Origin of the sequence: Amycolatopsis sp. NPDC048633 (assembly GCF_040650695.1) — a bacterium.
Classification (GTDB): domain Bacteria; phylum Actinomycetota; class Actinomycetes; order Mycobacteriales; family Pseudonocardiaceae; genus Amycolatopsis.
In genome coordinates this window covers 1-22,243 of sequence record NZ_JBEZHS010000034.1, presented here as the reverse complement: position 1 = coordinate 22,243, position 22,243 = coordinate 1, and the positions used below count along the sequence as shown (strand labels likewise).

18 protein-coding genes and 1 pseudogene are annotated in these 22,243 nt (G+C 72.1%); 10 read left to right on the top strand and 9 right to left on the bottom strand.

The annotated features are described in order from the left end of the window. Positions 1-14 precede the first annotated feature (14 nt). From AB0C38_RS39460 to AB0C38_RS39450, 3 genes are read right to left on the bottom strand one after another with little or no spacing between them, the layout of a single operon-like run. On the bottom strand, positions 15-1,139 hold the full coding sequence (locus AB0C38_RS39460) for a HAMP domain-containing sensor histidine kinase (protein ID WP_360683082.1): 1,125 nt from the start codon (positions 1,137-1,139) through the stop codon (positions 15-17). Continuing rightward, positions 1,136-1,813 carry a response regulator transcription factor gene (locus AB0C38_RS39455; protein WP_360683080.1) on the bottom strand — a complete coding sequence of 226 codons (678 nt, stop codon included), beginning with the start codon at positions 1,811-1,813 and terminating at the stop codon, positions 1,136-1,138. Before AB0C38_RS39455 ends, AB0C38_RS39460 begins: the two co-directional genes overlap by 4 nt. A 35-nt stretch (positions 1,814-1,848) precedes the next feature. Next, positions 1,849-3,375: a PucR family transcriptional regulator gene (locus AB0C38_RS39450; protein WP_360683078.1), complete on the bottom strand. Its 1,527-nt coding sequence runs from the start codon at positions 3,373-3,375 to the stop codon at positions 1,849-1,851. A gap of 106 nt (positions 3,376-3,481) precedes the next feature. Here AB0C38_RS39450 and AB0C38_RS39445 point away from each other — a divergent pair, with 106 nt between their 5' ends. From AB0C38_RS39445 to AB0C38_RS39425, 5 genes are read left to right on the top strand one after another with little or no spacing between them, the layout of a single operon-like run. Beyond that, positions 3,482-4,927, top strand: a complete 1,446-nt coding sequence (locus AB0C38_RS39445; protein WP_360683076.1) for a sodium:solute symporter — start codon at positions 3,482-3,484, stop codon at positions 4,925-4,927. Next, positions 4,920-5,864, top strand: coding sequence for an agmatinase (speB, locus tag AB0C38_RS39440; RefSeq protein WP_360683074.1), 945 nt, complete (start codon positions 4,920-4,922; stop codon positions 5,862-5,864). Before AB0C38_RS39445 ends, speB begins: the two co-directional genes overlap by 8 nt. Beyond that, positions 5,861-7,513 (top strand): thiamine pyrophosphate-binding protein, encoded by a 1,653-nt coding sequence (locus AB0C38_RS39435; RefSeq protein ID WP_360683072.1) that lies wholly within the window; start codon positions 5,861-5,863, stop codon positions 7,511-7,513. Before speB ends, AB0C38_RS39435 begins: the two co-directional genes overlap by 4 nt. Continuing rightward, positions 7,510-8,868, top strand: a complete 1,359-nt coding sequence (locus tag AB0C38_RS39430; RefSeq protein WP_360683070.1) for an aminobutyraldehyde dehydrogenase — start codon at positions 7,510-7,512, stop codon at positions 8,866-8,868. The genes AB0C38_RS39435 and AB0C38_RS39430 overlap by 4 nt, the downstream gene beginning before the upstream one ends. Next, entirely contained in the window at positions 8,865-10,316 is a 1,452-nt protein-coding gene (locus AB0C38_RS39425; protein WP_360683068.1) for a cytosine permease, read from the top strand. The genes AB0C38_RS39430 and AB0C38_RS39425 overlap by 4 nt, the downstream gene beginning before the upstream one ends. Positions 10,317-10,413: 97 nt before the next feature. Here AB0C38_RS39425 and dxs read toward each other — a convergent pair whose 3' ends face one another. Beyond that, the gene (gene dxs, locus AB0C38_RS39420) at positions 10,414-12,330 is read right to left on the bottom strand and encodes a 1-deoxy-D-xylulose-5-phosphate synthase (protein ID WP_360683066.1); all 1,917 of its coding nucleotides are present in this window, start codon (positions 12,328-12,330) and stop codon (positions 10,414-10,416) included. Between the two features lie 184 nt (positions 12,331-12,514). Between dxs and AB0C38_RS39415 the strand changes: the two genes are divergently transcribed. Together AB0C38_RS39415 and AB0C38_RS39410 are read left to right on the top strand one after the other, a co-directional pair. Further along, positions 12,515-13,984, top strand: a complete 1,470-nt coding sequence (locus tag AB0C38_RS39415) for an aldehyde dehydrogenase family protein (protein WP_360683064.1) — start codon at positions 12,515-12,517, stop codon at positions 13,982-13,984. 86 nt (positions 13,985-14,070) lie between these two features. Next, positions 14,071-14,493, top strand: coding sequence for a hypothetical protein (locus AB0C38_RS39410; protein WP_360683062.1), 423 nt, complete (start codon positions 14,071-14,073; stop codon positions 14,491-14,493). Between the two features lie 190 nt (positions 14,494-14,683). On the opposite strand, the gene AB0C38_RS39405 is transcribed toward AB0C38_RS39410, so the two are convergent. From AB0C38_RS39405 to AB0C38_RS39395, 3 genes are read right to left on the bottom strand one after another with little or no spacing between them, the layout of a single operon-like run. Beyond that, a complete protein-coding gene (locus tag AB0C38_RS39405; protein ID WP_360683060.1) occupies positions 14,684-15,247 on the bottom strand; it encodes a TIGR03086 family metal-binding protein in 564 nt (187 codons plus the stop codon). A gap of 33 nt (positions 15,248-15,280) precedes the next feature. Further along, complete coding sequence (locus AB0C38_RS39400; RefSeq protein ID WP_360683057.1) at positions 15,281-16,468, bottom strand: class I SAM-dependent RNA methyltransferase; 1,188 nt, start codon at positions 16,466-16,468, stop codon at positions 15,281-15,283. Continuing rightward, on the bottom strand, positions 16,465-18,498 hold the full coding sequence (locus AB0C38_RS39395; protein ID WP_360683055.1) for an APC family permease: 2,034 nt from the start codon (positions 18,496-18,498) through the stop codon (positions 16,465-16,467). Before AB0C38_RS39395 ends, AB0C38_RS39400 begins: the two co-directional genes overlap by 4 nt. Positions 18,499-18,582: 84 nt before the next feature. Here AB0C38_RS39395 and AB0C38_RS39390 point away from each other — a divergent pair. After that, a pseudogene (locus AB0C38_RS39390) lies at positions 18,583-19,257 on the top strand (TrkA family potassium uptake protein); the annotation flags it as partial. Beyond that, the gene (locus AB0C38_RS39385) at positions 19,257-19,913 is read left to right on the top strand and encodes a TrkA family potassium uptake protein (RefSeq protein WP_360683053.1); all 657 of its coding nucleotides are present in this window, start codon (positions 19,257-19,259) and stop codon (positions 19,911-19,913) included. The pseudogene AB0C38_RS39390 and the gene AB0C38_RS39385, both read left to right, overlap by 1 nt. Before the next feature lie 307 nt (positions 19,914-20,220). Here the strand turns inward: AB0C38_RS39385 and AB0C38_RS39380 are convergent, their stop codons facing one another. After that, positions 20,221-20,946, bottom strand: a complete 726-nt coding sequence (locus tag AB0C38_RS39380) for a DUF3159 domain-containing protein (protein ID WP_360683051.1) — start codon at positions 20,944-20,946, stop codon at positions 20,221-20,223. A gap of 9 nt (positions 20,947-20,955) precedes the next feature. Continuing rightward, positions 20,956-21,336 carry an OB-fold nucleic acid binding domain-containing protein gene (locus tag AB0C38_RS39375; RefSeq protein WP_072480405.1) on the bottom strand — a complete coding sequence of 127 codons (381 nt, stop codon included), beginning with the start codon at positions 21,334-21,336 and terminating at the stop codon, positions 20,956-20,958. Positions 21,337-21,471: 135 nt separating this feature from the next. Between AB0C38_RS39375 and AB0C38_RS39370 the strand changes: the two genes are divergently transcribed. Further along, a complete protein-coding gene (locus tag AB0C38_RS39370) occupies positions 21,472-22,155 on the top strand; it encodes an alpha/beta hydrolase (protein WP_360683225.1) in 684 nt (227 codons plus the stop codon). Positions 22,156-22,243: the final 88 nt, after the last annotated feature.

The window sequence follows — 22,243 nt, the reverse complement described above, 5'->3', positions numbered from 1 at the left end:
TTTCCCACTCACGACTAGCGGACCGGGAGGTGGACCGTCACTCCCAGGCCGCCGCCCACGATCGGTTCCGCTGCCACGCTTCCGCCGTGGGCCGCGACCGCCGCGCGGACGATCGACAACCCCAGACCCGCGCCGTGGCGGGCCGTGCGCGCTACCCCCGCCCGGCGGAACGGCTCGAACAGCTCCGGCACCGCCGCCGGGTCGACCAGCCCGCCCGATGAGCGCACCCGCAGCACCGACCACTGCGGCCCCGGCTGCGTCACGACCTCCAGCCAGCCGCCCTCGACGTTGTGGCGGACCGCGTTCTCCAGCAGGTTGCCCGCGATCCGCTCCAGCAGCGCCGGGTCGCCGAACGCCGGCGCCGGCGCCACCGCGAACGTCGCCCGGATCCCGCGCTGCTCGGCTTCCGCGCGCGCCGCGCGCCAGGCCCGGTCGACGACCGCCGCCAGGTCGACCGGCTCGCGGACCCCGAGCCCGGCGCCGTCGGTGCGGGCCAGCAGCAGCAACGAGTTCACCAGCTGCCCGGCCCGCTCGGTCGCGTCGCGGACCACCCCGCCCATCCTGCGCAGCTCGGCTTCGTCGGCGTCGTCGTCGGCGAGGGTGACGTCCAGCTCGGTGCGGATCACCGCCAGCGGCGTCCGCAGCTCGTGACTCGCGTTCGCGACGAAGTGGCGCTGCGCGTCGAAAGCGGCCTGGAGCCGGTCGAGCATGTCGTCGAACGTGCCGGCCAGCTCGGCCAGCTCGTCACGGGACCGGACCCCGCCGATCCGCTGCCCCATCGACTCGATCGACAGCCGCCGCGCCGTCCCGGTGATCTCGCGCAGCGGCAGCAGCACCCGCGAGGTGAACGTCCACGCGAGGATCGCCGCGGCCGCCACCACGAGCAGGAACGCGATCGAGCCGAACAGCAGCATCCGGTTGCGGGCGTGCACGCGCAGGTGGTCCGCGAGCGTGGACGCGTCGACCTGGACGCCGTCGACGACGACCGTGCTGCCCGGCGGCATCTGCGGGACCGCGTCGAGCGAGTCCCGCACCAGCGTCCAGGCCAGCCAGAGCAGCAGCAGGCTGACCGCGGCGACCAGCACGGTCGCCAGCAAGGTGATCCGGGCGCGGAGGCTGCGGGTGCCCGGCAGGTTCACGCGCGCGGCGTGCCGGGCTCCGGCACCCGGTACCCGGAGCCGACGACGGTCTCGATGATCCCGGGCTCGCCGAGCTTCTTGCGCAACGTCATGACGGTGACCCGGACGGTCGTGGTGAACGGGTCGGCGTTCTCGTCCCACACCCGTTCGAGCAGCTCTTCGCTGCTGACGACCGAGCCGGCGGCCGAGAGCAGGACCTCGAGGACGCCGAACTCCTTGCGCGTCAGCTCGACCGGCCCGCTGGCGCGGCGCACGGTGCGTTTCGCCGGGTCCAGTTCGACGTCCCCGGCGGTCAGCAGCGGCGGCGCGGCCGGCGTGGCTCGCCGGCCCAGCGCCCGCACTCGGGCGACCAGCTCGGGGAAGGCGAACGGCTTCGCGAGGTAGTCGTCGGCGCCGAGCGACAGCCCGTCGACGCGGTTGGACACCGAGCTGCTCGCGGTCAGCATCAGGACGCGGGTCAATTCTCCGGACGCGACGATCTCGCGGCACAGCTCGTCGCCGGACATCCCGGGCAGGTCCCGGTCCAGCAACACGACGTCGTACCGCGTGACGGCGGCCTTCTCATGACCGTCGTCACCCGTGAGCGCGACGTCCACCGCCATGCCTTCGCGGCGCAAGCCACGGGCGATCGCGTCGGCCAGGGGTTCTTCGTCCTCGACTACCAAAACTCGCACGCCATCACAATCCCATATTTTCCTGAGAGTGCCCTTTAAGGACCGTGTGTGTCAGGTGTGGCCCAGCGCAGCGCGAACCACAGCCGCATCCGGGTCTCCGGGTCCGCCAGGTCCACGTCCAGGGCCTTCTCGACCTGGGCGATCCGGTGCCGGACGCTGTTGCGGTGCACGCCCAGCTCGGTGGCCGTCGGCTCCCAGCCGCCGTGGTGGGCCAGCCACGTGCGCAAGGTCCGGACCAGCTCGCGGTCCGTCCGGTCCAGCGAAATCAGCGGCTCCAGCAGCTTCGTCGCGTATCCGCGGGAAGCGCCCGGGTCGAGCAGCGCGTCGAAGTCGGGCGGCCCGCCGCCGGCGACGACCGGACGGCCGAGCGCCTGGGCCCGCGAAAGCAGCAGCTCGGCCTCCGCCACCGAGTCAGCCAGCCGCGCGGCGGGCACCGGTGCCCCCGCCGCCGCGAGCCAGCCGTGCGCGCGCAGGCCCTCCAGCTCCGGCGGCGAAGGGCCGACGATCGCCACGAACCGCGGTCCCGGCAGCACCTGGACCAGCGGGGTGTCGAGCCGGGCCCGCAGCCAGTCCGGCCGCTGCGCCACCTCGTCCGGGCCACGCCGGTACGGCGCCCCCACGATCAGGCGGCCGCCGTCCGAGCCGAGCAGCTCGCGCGCCACCTCGCCGGCCGAAGCCCGCCCGAGGAGCAGGCCGGTGGCCGCCGCGCCCAGCTCCGCCGCGTCCGACCCGGCCCGGCCGACCAGCCCGAGCAGCGCCGCGCCGACGGCGAGGATCGCCCGGTCGGCGCCGTCGAACCGGCGCGCGCGGCCGGTGACCACCAGGTGCGACGCCGTCGCCTGCGGGTAGACCGGCTGGACCACGACGAAAACGACCCCGCCGGCACCGGTCAGCTCGGTCGTCGCGCTGCGGATCCCGCTGCCCGCCCGCACGGTCGCGACCAGCTCCCGCACCTCCGGCGGCAGCGGCGACGGCGCGTCGTGCGCCGAGGCCAGGACGTCCCCGGCGCCGACCAGCGCGACCCACGACCGCAGCCGCGTCGCGAGCGCTTCGGTCAGCTCGCCCAGACCGCCGCCCGCGGCCCGGGTGAGCGCCTCGCGCGCCGCGGTGATCCGCCGTTGCTCCCGCTGGCCCGCCTCGGTCAGCGCGACCGAGACCGCCCGGTTGACCGCGAGGAACGGCGTCCGCGTCGGCACCACCAGCAACGGCAGCCCGTGGCGCGCGCAGGCCCGGCGCAGCGGCTCCGGCAGCGTCTCGTGGACGTTCGGGGTGAGCCCGAAGCCGAGCGCCGTGACCCCGGCCTGGCGCAGGCCGCGGACGTACTGGTCGACCTCGCCGCGCGTGGTGGCCAGGTTCACCCCGGCGGTGAGGATCAGCTCCTCGCCGAGCAGGTACGGCGCGGGGTCCCGCAGCTCGCTGACGTGGGCCCAGCGCACCGGGGCGTCCAGCGCGCCCGGCCGGAGCGTCTCGCGGACGACCTCGAGCGCCAGCTCCCGGTTGCCGACCACCGCCCGTAACGGGACATTCACTTCGGTGGACAACGGATCGACGTTCTGGGTCATCTCATCCCCACTTGTGTCGACTTGTGGATGAATCATCCCATGCCGGAGGGGTGGCGAGCGAACCTACGGTGACCCGAACACCACCCGAAGAGGTAAGGAGGACGCCGTGACCGGGGACTACGCCGTGATCGCGTTGTACATCGCGGGGATGCTCGGAGTCGGCTGGTACGGCCTCCGGCTCGCGAAGACCAAGTCCGACTACCTCGTCGCCGGGCGAAGGCTGGGCTGGTTCATGTACTCCGGCACGATGTCGGCCGTCGTGCTCGGCGGCGCGTCCACCGTGGGCGGGGTGAAGCTCGGCTACACCTACGGCATCTCCGGCATGTGGCTGGTCGTCAGCATCGGCGTCGGCATCCTCGTGCTGCACGCGCTGTTCGCGCGGCGGCTGGTGCGGCTGAAGGTCTACACCGTCGGCGAGATGCTCGACCTGCGCTACGGCGGCCGCACCAGCGCGGTGTCCGGCATCGTCATGTGGGGCTACACCCTGATGCTCACGGTCACCTCGACGCTGGCCTTCGCGACCATCTTCAAGGTGCTCTTCGACCTGCCGAACTGGGCCGGCATCGCGATCGGCGGCTCGATCGTGGTCCTCTACTCGGTGCTCGGCGGCATGTGGTCGATCACGCTGACCGACATCGCCCAGTTCGTCATCAAGACCATCGGCATCCTGGCGATCCTCCTGCCGGTCGCGATCAGCTCGGCCGGCGGGTTCAGCGGGATGAGCGAAAAGCTCGACGCGAGCTTCTTCAGCTTCAGCTCGATCGGCACGGACACGATCATCACGTACTTCGTCATCTACACCTTCGGCCTGCTGATCGGCCAGGACATCTGGCAGCGCGTGTTCACCGCCCGCACGCCCGGCATCGCGACGTCCGGCGGCATCACCTCCGGCGTCTACTGCCTGGTCTACGGCCTGGCCGGGGCCCTGATCGGCACCGCGGCGCACGCGTTGTACCCGGACCTCGCCAGCGCGCAGGACGCCTTCGCGACGATCGTCGAACGCCTGCTGCCGACCGGCGTCCGCGGCCTGGTGCTGGCCGCCGCGCTTTCGGCGATGATGTCGACCGCGAGCGGCGCGCTCATCGCGTGCTCCACCACCACGACGTCGGACCTGCTCACCAAGATCGGCCTCAAGAAGGGCGGCGAGGTCAGCCGCAACCGGCTCGCCACGCTCGTGCTCGGGCTGATCGCGATCGGCATCGCGATGATCGTCGACGACGTCGTCAACGCCCTCACCATCGCCTACGACATCCTGGTCGGCGGCCTGCTGGTCGCGATCATCGGCGCGCTGTTCTGGAAGCGCGGCACCCGGCAGGGCGCGTACGCCTCGATGGTCGCCGGCACCGTGTCCGTCGTCGCCTTCATGATCATCGACGGCGTCGACGCCAACACCCCGATCTACTGGGGCCTCGGCGCGAGCCTGGTGGTGTACCTGGCCGTCAGCTTCGCCACGCCCCGCACGGCCGACGCGATCCTCTCCACCTGGACCCGCCGTCTCAACGGCGAAGACACGTCCGTCCCGAACCGCGAACAGGAGCCCACCAGTGCCTAACGTCGGACCCCTCGACTCGTCCCGGGTCCCCCGGTTCGCCGGCTTCGCGACCTTCGCGCGGCTGCCGCGCATCGACCAGGTCGCCCATGCCGACATCGCCGTCGTCGGGGTGCCCTTCGACTCCGGCGTGTCCTACCGGCCCGGCGCGCGGTTCGGCCCGGCGGCCGTGCGCGAGGCGAGCCGGCTGCTGCGGCCGTACCACCCGGAGCTGGACGTCTCGCCGTTCGCCGAGAAGCAGGTCGTCGACGCCGGGGACATCGCGGTCAACCCGTTCAACATCGGTGAAGCGATCGAAACGCTGCAGCAGGAAGCCGAAGCGCTGCAGGCGAACGGCACGCGGCTGGTGACCGTCGGCGGCGACCACACCATCGCGCTGCCGCTGCTGCGGGCCGCGGCGAAGCAGCACGGACCCGTTGCCCTGCTGCACTTCGACGCGCACCTCGACACCTGGGACACCTACTTCGGCGAGCCGTACACCCACGGCACGCCGTTCCGGCGGGCGTCCGAGGAAGGCATCCTCGACACGAGCGCGCTGTCGCACGTGGGCACGCGCGGGCCGCTGTACGGCAAGCGCGACCTCGAGGAGGACCGGCGGCTCGGCTTCGGCATCGTCACCTCCGGCGACGTCCTGCGCCGCGGAGTCGCCGAGACCGTCGACGCGCTGCGGCAGCGCATCGGCGACCGCCCGCTCTACGTCTCGGTCGACATCGACGTGCTCGACCCGGCCCACGCACCCGGCACCGGCACCCCCGAAGCCGGCGGGATGACCAGCCGCGAGCTCCTGGAAATCCTGCGCGGGCTGCGCGACCTCAACCTGGTCGGGGCCGACGTCGTCGAGCTGGCCCCCGCTTACGACCACGCCGAGATCACGGCCATCGCGGCCTCCCACGTCGCCTACGACCTGGTGAGCCTGCTGTCGTTGGGAAAGAGCGCATGACCGACACCGACCGCATCGGCGGCGACGTCGTCGTGGAGACCCTCCGCGCGCTGGGCGCCGACACGGTGTTCGGCCTGCCCGGCCAGCACGCGCTGGGCCTCTTCGAGGCGCTGCGGCGCGCCGGCGACCTGCGCGTGATCAGCGGGCGCGTCGAGAACAACCTCGCCTTCGCCGCCGACGGGCACGCCCGCGCCCGGCTCGCCGCGAACCCCGGCGGCCCGGTGCCCGTGACGCCCCTGGTCGTCTCGACCGGCCCGGGCGCGCTGCTGACCTTGGCTTCCCTGCAGGAGTCCCGGGCCGCGTCGGTGCCGGTGCTCGGGATCTCCAGCCAGGTCCCGGTCGCCGGGCTCGGCGGCGGCCGGCACGGCTACCTGCACGAGCTGCCCGACCAGCAGGCGAGCTTCCGGGACGTCGTGAAGTCGGTGCACGTCGTCCGCCGCGCCAGCCAGATCCCGACGGCGCTGCGCGAAGCCTGGACGTCGGCCGCGACCGCGCCGTACGGCCCCGTCTGGGTCGAGATCCCGCAGGACGTGCTGCTCGGCCCGGCCGGGGTCCCGCCGATCACGTCGGTGGCGGCTGCTCCCCCGGTTTTGGAGCCCCTGCCCGAGCTGGTCACCGCGGCCGCCGATCTGCTGGCCGCGGCGTCGAACCCGGTGATCCTCGCCGGTGGCGGCGCATTGCGGTCCGGCGCCCAGGCCGAGCTGACGGCCCTGGCCGAGGCCCTGCGCGCCCCGGTGATCTCGACCTTCGGCGGCAAGGGCGTCTTCGGCTGGGACCACGAGCTGTCCGGGCGGTCGTGGCTGGAGGACTGGCACACCACGGAGTTCCTCGCGGCCGCCGACGTGCTGCTCGTGCTCGGTTCCGGCCTCGGCGAGCTGTCCAGCAACTACCGCGAGTTCGCCCCGCGCGGCCGGGTCATCCAGGTCGAGGCCGACCTCGGCAAGCTGGAGTCGAACTACCCGGGCCTCGGCATCCACGCCGACGTCGCCTCGACGCTGCAGGCGCTGCTGGAGTGGGTGCCGATGCGGCCGTCCGACGGCCGGGCCGAAGCCGCCGTCGCTTCGTTGCTGTCCCGCGTCGAGTCGCGGTTGGACAGTCAGGACCTGGCCGTCGAACGCAAGCTGGTCGACGACATCCGCGCGGCGCTGCCCGACGGCACGCAGACCTTCTGGGACATGACGATCGCCGCGTACTGGGCCTGGTCGGCGTGGAACCCCGAAGGCGCGCCCATCCACACCGCCCAGGGCGCGGGCGGGCTGGGCTACGGCCTGCCGGGCGCGCTGGGCGGCGCGGCCGCCGGGTCTCCCACGCTGGCCGTGTCCGGCGACGGCGGTGCGATGTACGGCGTCGCCGAGCTGGCCACCGCGGTGCAGCACGGCCTCGACGTCACGTGGCTGGTCGTCGACGACGGCGGCTACGGCGTCCTGCGCGAGTACCTCACCGACGCCTTCGGCCACACCACGGCCACCGAGCTGGCCCGGCCCGACTTCGTGGCCTTGGCTTCGTCGTTCGGCGTGCCCGCGAGACTGTCTTCTTTGGACACCGTGGGCGCGGACCTCGCCGAGGCGCTGCGCACGCCCGGGCCGTCCGTGGTCGTCCTCCCCGCCCTGCTGAAGCTGTTCGCGCCGACCCACTTGGAGAAGGCATGACGCGCACGCTCGACCTGACCGACCCGGCGACCGGCGAGGTGATCGGAACCAGTGCCATCGCCGGGCAGTCCGATGTGGACAACGCGCTGGCGGCCGCCGCGCAAGCGTTTGCGGTGTGGCGCCGCAGCACTCCGGCGCAGCGGCAGCTGGCCCTGCTGAAGATCGCCGACGCCCTCGAAGCCCAAGCCGACGAGTTCGCCGACCTCGAGGTGCGCGAGACGGGCAAGATCCGGTCGGTGGTGCTCGAGGAGGAGATCCCCGAGTGCGTGAGCGCGCTGCGGTTCTTCGCCGGTGCCGCGCGGCACCTGGAGGGCACGGCCGCCGGGGAGTACGCGCCGGGCCACACGTCGGTGATCCGCCGTGAGCCGGTGGGCGTCTGCGCGCAGATCGCGCCGTGGAACTACCCGCTCATGATGGCGGTCTGGAAGATCGCGCCGGCCCTGGCCGCGGGCAACACCGTGGTGCTCAAGCCGGCCGAGACGACGCCGTCGACCGCCGTGCTCCTGGCCGAGGTGGCCGCGGAGTTCCTGCCGGCGGGCGCGTTCACCGTGCTGACCGGCGACCGCGACACCGGTCGCGCCCTGGTGCGCCACCCGAGCACGGCCCTCGTCTCGATCACCGGGTCGACGCGGGCGGGCATCGACGTCGCCACCGTGGCGGCCGCCGACCTCAAGCGCACCCACCTGGAATTGGGCGGCAACGCGCCGCTGCTGGTGTTCCCGGACGTCGACCTCGCCACGACGGCCGAAGGCATCGTGGGCGCCGCGTTCTACAACGCAGGCCAGGACTGCACCGCGGGCAGCCGGGTGCTGGTGCACGCGTCGATCCACGACGACTTCGTCCGCGAGCTGACCAAGGTCGCCTCGGCGCAGACGCCGGGGGTCGACTTCGGGCCGCTGAACAGCGCGGCGCAGTTCTCGCGCGTCGAGGGCCTGATCTCGCGGTTGCCGTCGCACGCCCGCGTCGAGACCGGCGGGATGCGGTTCGGTTCCCGGGGCTTCTACTTCTCCCCCACCGTGGTCTCGGGGCTGCGACAGGACGACGAGATCGTCCAGGAGGAGATCTTCGGGCCCGTGGTCACCGTCCAGTCCTTTTCGGACGAAGCTTCGGCCGTGGAGCTGGCCAACGGCGTCCCGTACGGGCTGGCGTCGTCGGTCTGGACGAACGACCTCGGCGTCGCCGCGCGGGTGTCGGCCGACCTGGACTTCGGGTGCGTGTGGGTGAACACGCACGGGCCGCTGGTCGCCGAGATGCCGCACGGCGGGTTCGGCCACTCCGGGCACGGCAAGGACCTCTCCGCGTACGCCTTCGCCGAGTACACCCGCGTCAAGCACGTCATGACGAGGTTCGCATGAGCGCCCGCGTGACGGAGGTCGAGCGGCACGGGATCGCGCCGATCCCGCCGGAGGAGCAGACGTCGCGCCCGCGTGACCTGTTCCGGATGGCGTTCGGCGGCGCGAACACGTTCGCCACGATCATCCTGGGCACGCTGCCGATCGCGTACGGGCTGAGCTTCCGCGACGCGGCTCTGGCGACCGCGCTCGGCGTCGTCGTCGGCGGGCTGGTACTGGCGCCGATGGCGTTGTTCGGGCCGCGCACGCGGACCAACAACGCGGTGTCGTCCGGCGCGCACTTCGGGGTGGTCGGCCGGTGCGTCGGGTCGTTCCTGTCGCTGCTGACGGCGATCACGTTCTTCGCGATCTCGGTCTGGGTCAGCGGCGACGCCGTGGCCGGCGCGGCGCAACGGCTCTTCGGCTTCGACGGCGGCGCCACGCTGCGCGGGATCGCGTACGGCCTGATCGCGATCGCGACGCTCGTCGTCTGCATCTACGGCTACCGGTTCATGCTCCTGGTCAACCGGGTCGCGGTGGTGCTCGGCACGGCGATCATGCTGCTCGGCGTGCTGGCGTACGGCAGCTCGTTCGACCCGGGGTACGCGGGCACCGGGACGTACGCGCTGGGCACGTTCTGGCCGACGTTCACCCTGGCGGCCCTGACGGCGCTGGCCAACCCGATCTCGTTCGGCGCGTTCCTCGGCGACTGGTCGCGCTACATCCCTTCTTCTTTCAGCAAGCGCTCTCTGCTGGCGGCGCCGTTCCTCGCGCAGGTGGCGACGTTGCTGCCGTTCGGCTTCGGCATCGCGACGGCGACACTGGTCGCGGACCCGGCCGACTACATCACGGGCCTGACGGCGGTTTCCCCGCTGTGGTACGCGATCCCGCTGATCGTGGTGGCCCTGATCGGCGGCCTGTCCACGGGCACGACGTCGTTGTACGGGACGGGCCTGGACTTCAGCTCGATCTTCCCCCGCCTGTCCCGCGTCCAGGCGACGCTGCTGATCGGGACGCTGAGCGTGGCGTTCATCTTCGTCGGCAACTTCGTGCTGGACATGGTGTCGAGCATCAACGCGTTCGCGACGCTGATCGTGCTGTGCACGTCGCCGTGGATGGTGATCATGATGATCGGCTTCGTCCAGCGGCGCGGGTTCTACGACGTGGCGGACCTGCAGGTGTTCAACGAGGGGCGCCGCGGCGGGCGGTACTGGTTCGCGCGCGGGGTGAACTGGCGCGCGATGGCGGCCTGGATCCCGGCGACGACACTGGGCCTGCTGTGCGCGAACACGCCGATGATCGCGGGGCCGCTGCGGAACATCGCGGGCGGGGTGGACATCAGCCTGCTCGTGACTTTGGTGACCGCCGCGGTGACGTATCCGGTGCTGGTGAAGCTGTTCCCGGAACCCCCGGAGGTGTTCGGCTCGGTGCCCGCGCCCGCAGCCGTCCTCACGGTCCCCGCGGAGGCCTGACCCCAGCCGCCCCAATGTGGCCTTGGGTGCGTTCAACGCACCCAAGGCGCCCTTCGGTGCGTCAGACGCAACCAAGGCCGCCTTGGGGCGCTTGTGGTCAGGTGCGGTTCGCGTCCTTCTTCTCGGGCGCCGGCTCCGAAACCGAGCCCAGGCGGGACGCCCACTCCGTCACGCGGCGAGAGACGTCTTGGGCCGTCAGGCCGATGCGGGCCAGGACCTCGTCGCGGCTACCGAGGTCGTGGAACGTCTGCGGCACCGCCAGGTCCCGCAACGGGACGTCGCACTCGGCGTCGCGGAACATCGCCGCCAGCGCCGAGCCGAAGCCGCCGTGGCGGCCGCTGTCCTCGACCGTCACCACCAGCTTGTGCTGGGACGCCAGCGCCACCAGCTCGGCCGGGACCGGCAGCACCCAGCGCGGGTCGACCACCGTCACACCGATGCCCTGGTCGGCGAGCCGGTCGGCCGCCGCCAATCCCAGCGTCGCGAACGGGCCGACCGTCACCAGCAGCACGTCGGCACCTTCGACCGGGCGGCGCAGCACGTCGACCGTGCCCAGCCGCTCGACCGCGGGGACGTCGGTGCCGACCTTGCCCTTGGAGAAACGCAGCGCCGTCGGGCCGTCGGACACCGCCACGGCCTCGCGCAGCTCCTCCCGCAGCGTCGCCGGGTCGCGCGGGGCGGCCACGCGCATGCCCGGCACCATGCCCAGCAGCGACAGGTCCCACATGCCGTGGTGGCTCGGCCCGTCCGGCCCGGTGATCCCGGCGCGGTCCAGCACCAGCGTCACCGGCTGGCGGTGCAGCGCGACGTCCATCAGCACCTGGTCGAACGCGCGGTTGAGGAACGTCGAGTAGAGCGCGACGACCGGGTGCAGCCCGCCCATCGCGAGGCCGGCCGCCGACGTCACCGCGTGCTGCTCGGCGATGCCGACGTCGTACCAACGGTCCGGGAACGCCTCGGCGAACTTGTCGAGGCCGGTCGAGCGCAGCATCGCCGCGGTGATCGCGACGACGTCCTCCCGCTCGGCGCCGATCTTCGCCAGCTCGTCGCCGAACACGCCGGTCCAGCTCGGGCCCTTCACCGGCGGCAGGCCGGTCTCCGGGTCGATCGGGTCGGTCTGGTGCATCTGGTCGTGCTCGTGGTTGACCGCGGGCGCGTAGCCGTGGCCCTTCTCGGTCACCACGTGCACGATCACCGCGCCGCCGAAGCTGCGCGCGCTCTGGAACGCCTTCTCCAGCGCGACGAAGTCGTGGCCGTCGACCGGGCCGAGGTACTTCAGGCCGAGGTCGGAGAACATCGCCTGCGGGCTCAGCGCGTCCTTCAGGCCGGCCTTCGCGGCGTGCAGCGCGGCGTAGATCGGCCGGCCGACGACCGGGGTGTGCTTGAGGATCTCGCGGCCGCCGTCGAGCAGCCGCTCGTACCCGGGCTGCAGGCGCAGCGCGGCGAGGTGGTCGGCGACGCCGCCGATGGTCGGCGAGTAGGAGCGGCCGTTGTCGTTGATGACGATGACGACCGGGCGCTCGCGGTGCGCGGCGATGTTGTTGAGGGCCTCCCAGCACATGCCGCCGGTGAGCGCGCCGTCCCCGACGACGGCGACCGCGTGCCGCTCGTCGTCGCCCAGCGCGAACGCCTTCGCCAGACCGTCCACATAGGACAGTGCAGAGGAGGCGTGGCTGCTCTCGACCCAGTCGTGGTCACTCTCCGCGCGCGACGGGTAACCGGTGACGCCGCCGGTCTGGCGCAGGCGGTCGAAGCCTTCCGCACGGCCGGTGACGATCTTGTGCACGTAGGCCTGGTGCCCGACGTCCCAGACGATCGCGTCGCGCGGTGAGTCGAACGCGCGGTGCAGCGCGAGGGTCAGCTCGACGACGCCGAGGTTCGGCCCCAGGTGCCCGCCGGCGCGGCGGACCTTGTCGACGAGGAAGTCCCGGATTTCGGCGGACAGCTCGCCGAGGTCCTCGACACTCATGCGCTTCAGGTCCGCCGGTCCTTGAACGGACTCCAGCAACGTCACTCGTCTCCACCTCACTTGGTCACCACGCCTCGTTCCGGCCAGTCTACGGAGGACGGCCACCGGGCTTCCGCCCGCCGCGTCCGGTGTCACAGGCGGAGCGCGATCACCCGTCATCTCCTGAGGTGAACCTCGTCTCCCCGCCGTGCTGTGGCGGTCACGCGGCGTGGCCACGAGAATGGGACGCATGGCGGACTTCTTCATCGGCGGCGACTGGGTGGACGCGATCGGCGGCGGGCGGCGGGAGATCCGCTGCCCGGCCGACGGTTCCCTGGTCGCGACGGTCGCCGAGGGCACCGCCCAGGACACCGAGGCCGCCATCGCCGCGGCACGCCGGGCGTTCGACACCGGCCCGTGGCCCGGTACGCCCGCGCACCTGCGCGGTGACCTGCTGCTGCGCACCGCGGACCTGCTGGACCGCGACGCGGAGGCGTTCGCCCGCGCCGAGTCGCTCGACACCGGCAAGCGCCTGGTCGAGAGCCGCTACGACATGGCCGACATCGCCGCCTGCCTGCGCTATTTCGGCAAGCTCGCGGCGCAGGACGCCGGCCGCGTCGTCGACACCGGCAACCCGGACGCCTTCAGCCGGATCGTGCACGAACCGGTCGGCGTCTGCGGGCTGATCACGCCGTGGAACTACCCGCTGCTGCAGACCGTGTGGAAGATCGCGCCGGCGCTGGCCGCGGGCAACACGTTCGTCCTCAAGCCCAGCGAGCTGACGCCGCACACCTCGATCCTGTTCCTGAAGCTGCTCACCGAGGCGGGCCTGCCGGCGGGCGTGGGGAACCTGGTGCTGGGCGCGGGCGCGGAGGTGGGCGCGCCGCTTTCCGAGCACCCGGACGTCGACCTCGTGTCGTTCACCGGCGGGCTCGCGACCGGCAAGGTGATCGCCGCGGCGGCCGCCGGGACGGTCAAGAAAGTGGCCCTGGAGCTGGGCGGGAAGAACCCGAACGTGGTCTTTGCCGACGCCGACTTCGAGACGGCCGTCGACTACGCGCTGACCGCGGTGTTCCTGCACTCCGGCCAGGTGTGCTCGGCCGGCACGCGGCTGATCGTGCAGCGGGAGTGGCACGACGAGTTCGTCGCCGAGCTGGTGCGCCGGGCCGAGCGGATCCGCCTCGGCGGCCCGTTCGACTCCCACGCGGAAACCGGGCCGCTGATCTCGGCGGCCCACCGGGCGAAGATCGAGGCGTACGTGGCGGCGGCGCTGGCCGAGGGCGCGGTGCTCCGGACCGGCGGGCGGCGGCCCGGCGACCCCGCGCTCGCCGACGGCTTCTACTACCTGCCGACCATCCTGGACCAGGTGAAACAGGGTTCCTCGGCGGTCGTCGAGGAGTCGTTCGGGCCGGTGCTGACGGTCGAGACGTTCACCGACGAGGACGACGCGGTCCGCATCGCCAACGACACCCACTACGGCCTGGCCGGGGCGGTGTTCACGCAGGACGCGGGGCGAGCCCAGCGCGTGGCCGGGCGGTTGCGCCACGGCACGATCTGGATCAACGACTTCCACCCGTACCTGCCGCAGGCCGAGTGGGGCGGCTACAAGCAGTCCGGGTTCGGCCGCGAGCTGGGCCCGACCGGGCTGGGCGAGTACACCGAGGTCAAGCACATCTACCAGAACCTGCGGCCGGCACCGCAGCGCTGGTTCGCCGGCTGAGCGGGTCCCTCGATCGGGATCCACCGATCGGCCCAGCGCGGGAAACGTGCTCGGAAAGCCGTTTCGGGCGACTTATGCTGCCTGGCGTGACGCGAGCTTGGCGGATTCCACGAGCGGTGGCGGCAGGGGTCGCCGGCGTCGGGGTGATCGCCGGGCTGACCCTGCGGACCGCCGACTACCGGGGGCTGCTGCCGCCGGGAACGCCGGACCCCGAGCTGGCGCTGGGCCTGCGCCTGGTCTGCGCGGCGGCGGTGCTGCTCGCGGGCACGCTGGCGTACCTGACGTTCGCCCGCCACCAGGACGAGCCGTTGGCGATGACGTGCCTCCCGGGGCTGGTGGTGACGGGCGTGGTCCTGCGCCACCTGGCGGTGACGCTCCCGCACGTAGCCCGCTTCCAGCCGACGGCGCGGGTGGTGCCGGGAGCGGGAGCGTGGGTGCTCCTGGTGTCGGGCATCGCGATGACGGCGACGGGCCTGGCGGCGGCGTTCGCGGTGCGCCGGGCAGCCTGACGCCGGGGCGCGCGCCAGCCGCTCATGCCGGTCGGCCACGGTGGCTGGCGGTCGCCTCCAGCCATTGCCGCCCGCGGCTCGCCGCACCACGCAGACCGCCACGCTTGCACAGTCGCGAAAGCGGACCGCCGCGCCCACGCAGTAGCAAGCAGCGGCGCCGCCAACTCAGGCTGTCGCGTTCATCTCCCCCTCAGCCGTTCACCGCCTTCCGCCCCAGGAAGGCCGCCAGCCGGTCCGCCTCCGTCGCCCCCGGGTGCGCCTCCACCTCCGGGCCGAACGGCCCACCCACCTGCCGCGGCGTCGCCCCGAACCTGGTTCGCCACTGCTCCAGCGCCCGCGACGCCAGGTCCGGCAGGAGGTCCGTCGACTGCCCCGTCGCGTCCGCGAGGTCCCAGCCGTGGGCCAGGTACTCGTTGACCCGCATGTGGACCAGGAACACCCCCGGCACCTCGCCGAGCGGCGTCGTCACCTTCCGCGAGAACAACCCCGGCTCGGCCAGCACCGCACGAGCCGCCGCGACCGACGTGGCGAAGGCCGCTGCCGGCGCGGGACCCAGGTAGTCACCGTCCGGAGCCGGTGGCCCCGAACCCGCCCAGAACGCCACCTTCGCGTTGCCGTGCGCCAGGTGGTTGACGACCGCGCGGACGTCCCAGTCCGCGCACGCCGTCGGGAGCGCCCACTGGTCGTCGCCGAGGGCGCCCACCAGCGACGTCACCGTCGAGGCCGCGAGATCGAAGTCGTCGAGAGGAGTCACGCGATCAGTGTGACGGCCACCACCGACAAAAACTCAGGACAGCAGCGCCACGCACTCCACGTGGTGCGTCATCGGGAAGGCGTCGAACGCCCTCAGGTCCGTCAGCGCGTACCCGTGCGAAGCGAAGATGGCCACGTCCCGGGCCAGCGCCGCCGGGTCGCACGCCACGTACACGATCCGGTCCGGCTGCCCGGCCACGATCGTCTCCACCACGGCCTTGCCCGCGCCCTTGCGCGGCGGGTCCAGCACCACGACGTCCACCGGCTTCGGGGCCGACTCCAGCACGTGCTCCACCCGCCCCGCCTGCCAGGACACCTGCGGCAGGTCGGCCAGGTTCTTCTCGCCGTCCGCGACCGCGCGGCGGCCGGACTCGACCGCCAGCACCCGGCCCGACGAGCCGACCTGCGAAGCCAGCACCGACGCGAACAGCCCGACCCCGGCGTAGAGGTCCCAGGCCGTCCCGCCCACGGGCGCCTCCGCCCACTCGGCCACGACCGCGGCCAGCGTCGAGGCCGCCGCCGGGTGGACCTGCCAGAAGCCGTGCGCGTCGAGCTGCCAGTCGCGGCCCGCCGCGTGCTGGACCGCCACCCCGCCCGCCAGCTGGCGGGCGCGGACCTTGCCCCGGACCGTCGACAGCTCCCGGACGTGCACCCCGCCGTCGCCGTCGCCGGTGACCTCGATCTCGCTGCCCGGTCGCCAGCGCCGCGCCAGGACGTCGTCGAGCTCGCCCGGCACCGCGATCGGGCAGTCTTCGAGGGGCACCACCCGGTGGCTGTGGTGGGCGCGCAGGCCCGCGCGCCCGTCCCGGTCGGCGACCAGCCGGACGCGGCTGCGCCAGTCCAGCGGCCCGCCTTCGAGGGCCTCCACGACGATGTCCCGCTCGATGCCGGCCAGCCGCTGGAGCTGCTCGGCCACCACCGCCGCCTTCAGCGAGAGCTGATGATCCGGAGCGGCGTGCTGCCAGTCGCAGCCGCCGCAGCCGCCGGGCACCGCGAGCGGGCACGGCGGCTCGACCCGGTGCGGGGACGGGACGAGCACCTCGACGGCGTCGCCGCGGCAGAACGAGCCGCCGTTGTCTTCGGTGACCTCGACGCGGACCTGCTCGCCCGGCAGCGCGTGCCGGACGAACACCACGCGACCATCGGCACGCGCCACGCAGTGGCCGCCGTGCGCCACCGCGCCGACCTCCACCTCGAGGACGCGGCCCAGCCAGCTCGTCATTCTGCCGGCTCCTTGGGTTTCGGGGTGGTGATCGGCTTCCCGTTGGGAGAGAAGCCGCGACGGACGTCGCCGGCGGCCGGCCGCTCGTTGCGGACGCGCGCGGCCGCCTTGGCGGACGACTCCAGCTGCCACGGCACGCTCGCCACGATCACGCCGGACTGGAACAGCAAGCGGCCCTTGAGCCGCAGCGCGCTCTGGTTGTGCAGCACCTGTTCCCACCAGTGCCCGACCACGTACTCCGGGATGAAGACCGTGACCACGTTGCGCGGGTTGTCGCCGCGCACGCGCTTCACGTAGTCCAGGACCGGTTTCGTGATCTCGCGGTAGGGCGACTCGACGACCTTCAGCGGCACCTTGAAGTTGTGCGCGTCCCACTCGGCGGTGAGCCGGCGCGTGTCCTTGTCGTCCACATTGACCGTCACGGCTTCGAGGACGTCCGGGCGCATCGCCTTGGCGTAGGCCAGCGCGCGCAGCGTCGGGCGGTGCAGTTTGGACACCAGGACGATCGCGTGGTTGCGCGACGGCAGCACGGTCGGGGTGTCGCCCAGGTCCTTCAGCTCGTCGGCGACGCGGTCGTAGTGCTTCCGGATCGCGGTCATCAGCACGAAGATCGCCACCATCGCCGCGATCGCGATCCACGCGCCGAGCAGGAACTTGGTGATGAGCACGATGACCAGGACGACGCCGGTCATGGTCAGGCCGACCGCGTTGACCGTCTGCGAGCGCCGCATCCGGCGTCGCTTGCCCGGGTCGGTTTCCTTGGCCAGCAACCGGTTCCAGTGCCGGATCATGCCGGCCTGGCTCACCGTGAACGACACGAACACGCCCACGATGTACAGCTGGATGAGCCGGGTCACCTCGGCGTCGAACGCGATGATCAGCACCAGCGCGAACGCCGAGAGGAACAGGATCCCGTTGGAGAACGCCAGCCGGTCGCCGCGGGTGTGCAGCTGCCGCGGCAGGTAACGGTCCTGCGCGAGGATCGAGCCCAGCACCGGGAAACCGTTGAACGCGGTGTTCGCGGCCAGCAGCAGGATGATGCCGGTGGAGAAGGAGACGTAGTAGAACGCCGGCGGGAAGTCGGCGAACACGGCGTGCGCGATCTGCGCGACGATGGTCTTCTGCTCATAGCCCGCGGGAGCGCCGGCGAGCTGCTCCGCCGGGTCCTCGGCGAACTTGACGTCGGTGATCGTGGCCAGCGTGATGATGCCGACGAGCATGGTCACCGCGAGCAGGCCCATCATCAGCAGCGTCGTCGCCGCGTTCTTCGACTTGGGTTTCTGGAACGCCGGGACGCCGTTGCTGATCGCCTCGACCCCGGTCAGCGCCGCCGCGCCGGAGGAGAACGCCCGCAGCACCAGGAACGCGTACGCCACGCCCGCGAAGGTCCCTTCGGCGTTCAGCGTGAACCCGGCGCTCTCGGCCTTCATCTCGGTGCCGGTGGCCGCCTGTACCAGGCCCCACACGACCATGACCATGATGCCCACGATGAACCCGTATGTCGGGATCGCGAAGGCCTTCCCCGACTCCCGGATGCCGCGCAGGTTCAGCGACGTCAGCACGACGACGATGACGATCGAGGCCAGCACCTTGTGCTGTGCCACCCACGGCACCGCGGACCCGATGTTCGCCACACCGGACGAAGTGGACACCGCGACCGTCAGCACGTAGTCGACGAGCAGGGCGCTCGCGACCGTCAGGCCGAACTTGCCGCCCAGGTTCGTGTTGGCGACCTCGTAGTCACCGCCGCCGCTCGGGTACGCGTGGACGTTCTGCCGGTAGGAGGCGACCACGACCAGCATCACCAACGCGACCATGATGCCGATCCACGGCGCCAGCGCGTAGGCGGAGAGGCCCGCGACGCTCAGCGTCAGGAAGATCTCTTCCGGTGCGTACGCCACGCTGGAGAGCGCATCGGACGCGAAGATAGGCAGCGCGATGCGCTTCGGGAGGAGCGTGTGAGCGAGCCTGTCACTGCGGAACGGACGTCCGAGGACCAGGCGTTTCAGCACGGTCGGGAACTTCGACACCACGGAAGCCTAACGGCAGGGGTACACGGTAGGTTCGGCGCTGGCATGTCGGGGCAGGTACGGACGGGTTAACCGCCGAAGAGGAGGCAGGGCGTGCACGTGGTGATCATGGGATGCGGCCGGGTAGGCGCGTCCCTGGCCGCTGCGCTGGAGCGGCTCGGCCACGAGGTGGCCGTCATCGACAAGAGCCAGCAGGCGTTCCGCCGGCTCGGCAGCGACTTCCACGGGCAGCAGGTCATCGGCGTCGGGTTCGACCGCAAGGTGCTGATCGAAGCGGGCATCGAGCGGGCCGGGGCGTTCGCCGCGGTGTCCAGCGGCGACAACTCGAACATCATCTCCGCGCGGGTCGCGCGCGAGAACTTCGGCATCGAGCACGTCGTCGCGCGGATCTACGACCACAAGCGCGCGGCCGTCTACGAGCGGCTGGGGATCCCGACGGTGGCGACCGTGCCGTGGACCACCGACCGGTTCCTGCGGACGCTCCTGCCGGACGGTGTCGCGTCGGCGTGGCGGGACCCGTCGGGCAACATCGCGCTGCTGCAGCTTCCGCTGCACGAGGGCTGGGTCGGGCACTCCGTCCGGTCCCTGCAGGAGGCGTCCGGCGCGCGGGTGGCGTTCATCATGCGTTTCGGCACGCCGGTGCTGCCGGACGGCAAGACGATGGTGCAGGACGGCGACGACGTGTGGGTGGCCGCGCGGTCGGGCACCGTCAGCGACGTCACGAGCGTGGCGCAGCGCGAACCGGAGGACGAGGACTGATGCGGGTCGCGATTGCCGGGGCGGGTGCCGTCGGCCGTTCCATCGCCGCCGAGCTGATCGACGGCAGGCACCAGGTGATGCTGATCGAGCGGGAGGCCGACCAGTTCGAGCCGCAGACCGTCGAGCAGGCCGACTGGGTGCTCGGCGACGCCTGCGAGGTGTCGATCCTGGAGGAGTCCGGGATCGAGCAGTGCGACGTCGTGATCGCCGCCACCGGCGACGACAAGGCGAACCTGGTCGTGTCGCTGCTGGCCAAGACGGAGTTCGCGGTGCGGCGCGTGGTGGCGCGGGTGAACAACCCGGCCAACGAGTGGCTGTTCACCGACGCGTGGGGCGTCGACGTCGCCGTGTCGACCCCGCGGATGCTCGCGGCGATGGTCGAGGAGGCGGTCAGCGTCGGCGACCTGGTCCGGCTGATGACGTTCCGGCAGAGCAACGCGAACCTCGTCGAGCTGACGCTGCCGGCGGAGACCCCGCTGGCCGGCAAGCCGGTGAGCGACCTGAGCCTGCCCCGCGACGCGGCCTTGGTGACCATCCTGCGCGGCGACCGCGTGATCGTGCCGCAGCCGGAGGACCCCCTGGAGCCGGGCGACGAGCTCCTATTCGTCGCGACGGCGGACGTCGAGCCGGAGATCCGGACGGCACTGGGCTACTGAGTTCGCTGGGCTACTGAGTTCGCGAAGAAGGCCCCCGGCGAGCGTGCCGGGGGCCTTCTTCGTGCCGAGTGGGTGCCGCGAATGACTCATTCGGGACCTCCGACGCCGGGAATGAGTCATTCGCGGCGCAGGACGAGCGGAACTGTCGGTGCTCACCGGTAGCGTGGAAAACGGGGGCGCCCCGCGCGGGTCGGGCTTCGAGGGGCGCGCCGGGACGTCATGAACGACTCGTTCACCACGCCGGACGACCTGAAAGGGTCGTTCATGCCATCGGAGAGCAGGCCCACGATCCCCCGCCGGGCAAAGGTCAGGCTTCGGGAGTCTGGGCGTACTTCTCGCGCAGCCGGGCTTCGACCTCGGCGTCGGTCTCCGGCTTGGGCTCGTCCTCGGCCTGCGCCTTCAGCCGCTTGTCCGACCGGCGCACCGCCCAGACCACCACCAGCAGGCCCAGCCCGTACAGCGGGTACCCCATGGCGATCTTCGCGAAGGCCAGCCAGCCGGTGTAGTCCTCCTGGTAGAGCCACCGCTGGACGACGAACCGGGCGGCGAACACCAGCGCCAGGGCCAGCGTCGCGATGTCGTAGCCGTAGCGGGACGGCTTGTCCTTGCGCCACGCCTGCCCGGTGCCGTTGAGCACGTTCCAGACGACGCCCGCGATCGGCCACCGCACGACCACCGACAGCACGAAGACGCCGCAGTAGACCAGGCTCGCGTAGATCCCGAAGAGGAAGAACCCCTTCGCCGACCCGGTGCGGTAGGCGATGAACGCCGCGATCGCGACGCCGAAGAAACCGGAGATCGCCGGCTGCAGGGGCTCCTTGCGGACGACCCGCAGCACGGTGATGGCCACCGCGCTGCCCACCGACGTCCAGATGGCCGCGGTCAGGCCGAAGAAGGCGTTCGCCAGGACGAAGACGATCACCGGCACCGACGAGTAGATCAGGCCGGACACGCCGCCCATCTGCTCGAGCAGGGTCGGCTGCTTTTCATCTTCCGCGTCGGTCTTCTTCTCGCTCGGGGCGGGTTCAGTCACGATAGGTGATCAACTCACTGGGCTCTGGAGCTCGTAATAGGGGTTGTACAGCACCTTCTGGCCGTCACGCTCGGCCATCCGGCCGCGCACCTTGATCGTCCGGCCAGGCTCGATGCCCGGGATCCGGCGGCGGCCGAGCCAGATTAGCGTCACGCCCTGTGTCCCGTCGAACAGCTCCGCCTCCAGCGTGGCGGCCTCGTTCGTCGGGCAGAGCTCCACGCTGCGCAGTCTCCCCATCACGGTGACCTCTTCGCCGGAACGGCAGTCGCAGGCCCGCTGCGCGCCCTCGGCGCCGGACCTCATCGACATCTCGTCGGCGTCGAGCTCGTCGACGTCGCTGGTCAGCTTGCGTACCAACCGGCTGAAGTAGCCGCCGTCTTTGGCGGACATAGGTGCTCCTGTGCTCCGGGGCCCCCGACAAACTGCTTGCGGCCCGTGCGATTCCAGCGTACTGCGGTCCCCGCCAGGGAAACGCCTTTGCGCAAAGATCGCAACGTGACGTCCGCAATCAGAGTTCCCGCCGCGGTGCTGCTGCCCGGCACCGGCTCGGACGAGGTGTTCGTCCGGGCGGTCTTCGCCGGCCCGCTGCGCGCCCTCGGTGTCCCGCTCATCGCGCCACCGCCACCCCCCGGCGCGGCGCTCGCCGACGGCTACCTGGCGACCCTGGACGCGCTGGCGGACGAACACGGCGAACTGCTCGTAGGCGGCATTTCGTTCGGCGCCCACCTCGCCGCGGAGTGGGCCGTGGCCCATCCGGGCCGTTGCGGGGGCCTGCTGGCCGCGCTCCCGGCCTGGAACGGCCGTCCGGGCCCGGCACCCGCATCGCTGGCCGCGACGCTGTCCGCGGATCTGGTGGCCGGATCAGGGGTTGACGCCGCCCTGGCGCAGACGGCGGGCAGCCCCGGCTGGCTGCGAGCGGAACTGGACCGGGCGTGGCGCCGCCACGGCGACGGGCTGGCGGCCGGCCTGCGCGTCGCGGCGGGCCGTCCGGCGCCGACCGTGGCCGAGCTGGCGGCCCTGGCCGTCCCGGCCGGGATCGGCACCTGCACCGACGACCCGATCCACCCGACGAAAGTCGCATCGGAGTGGGCCCGGGCCCTCCCCCGCGCGGCGCTCGGCGAGACGACGCTCACGGCACTGGGCGCCGACCGCGAGTCCCTCGGCCGGGCGACCGTCCTCGCCTACCTCCGGGCGCTGGAAAAGCCGTGAAGGCCTCCTTACCGGCCATAAGAGCCGGTAAGGAGGCCTTCACGGCTTTGGGTCGAGCGTCAGCCCTGCTCCTGCTGCGCCGCGATGT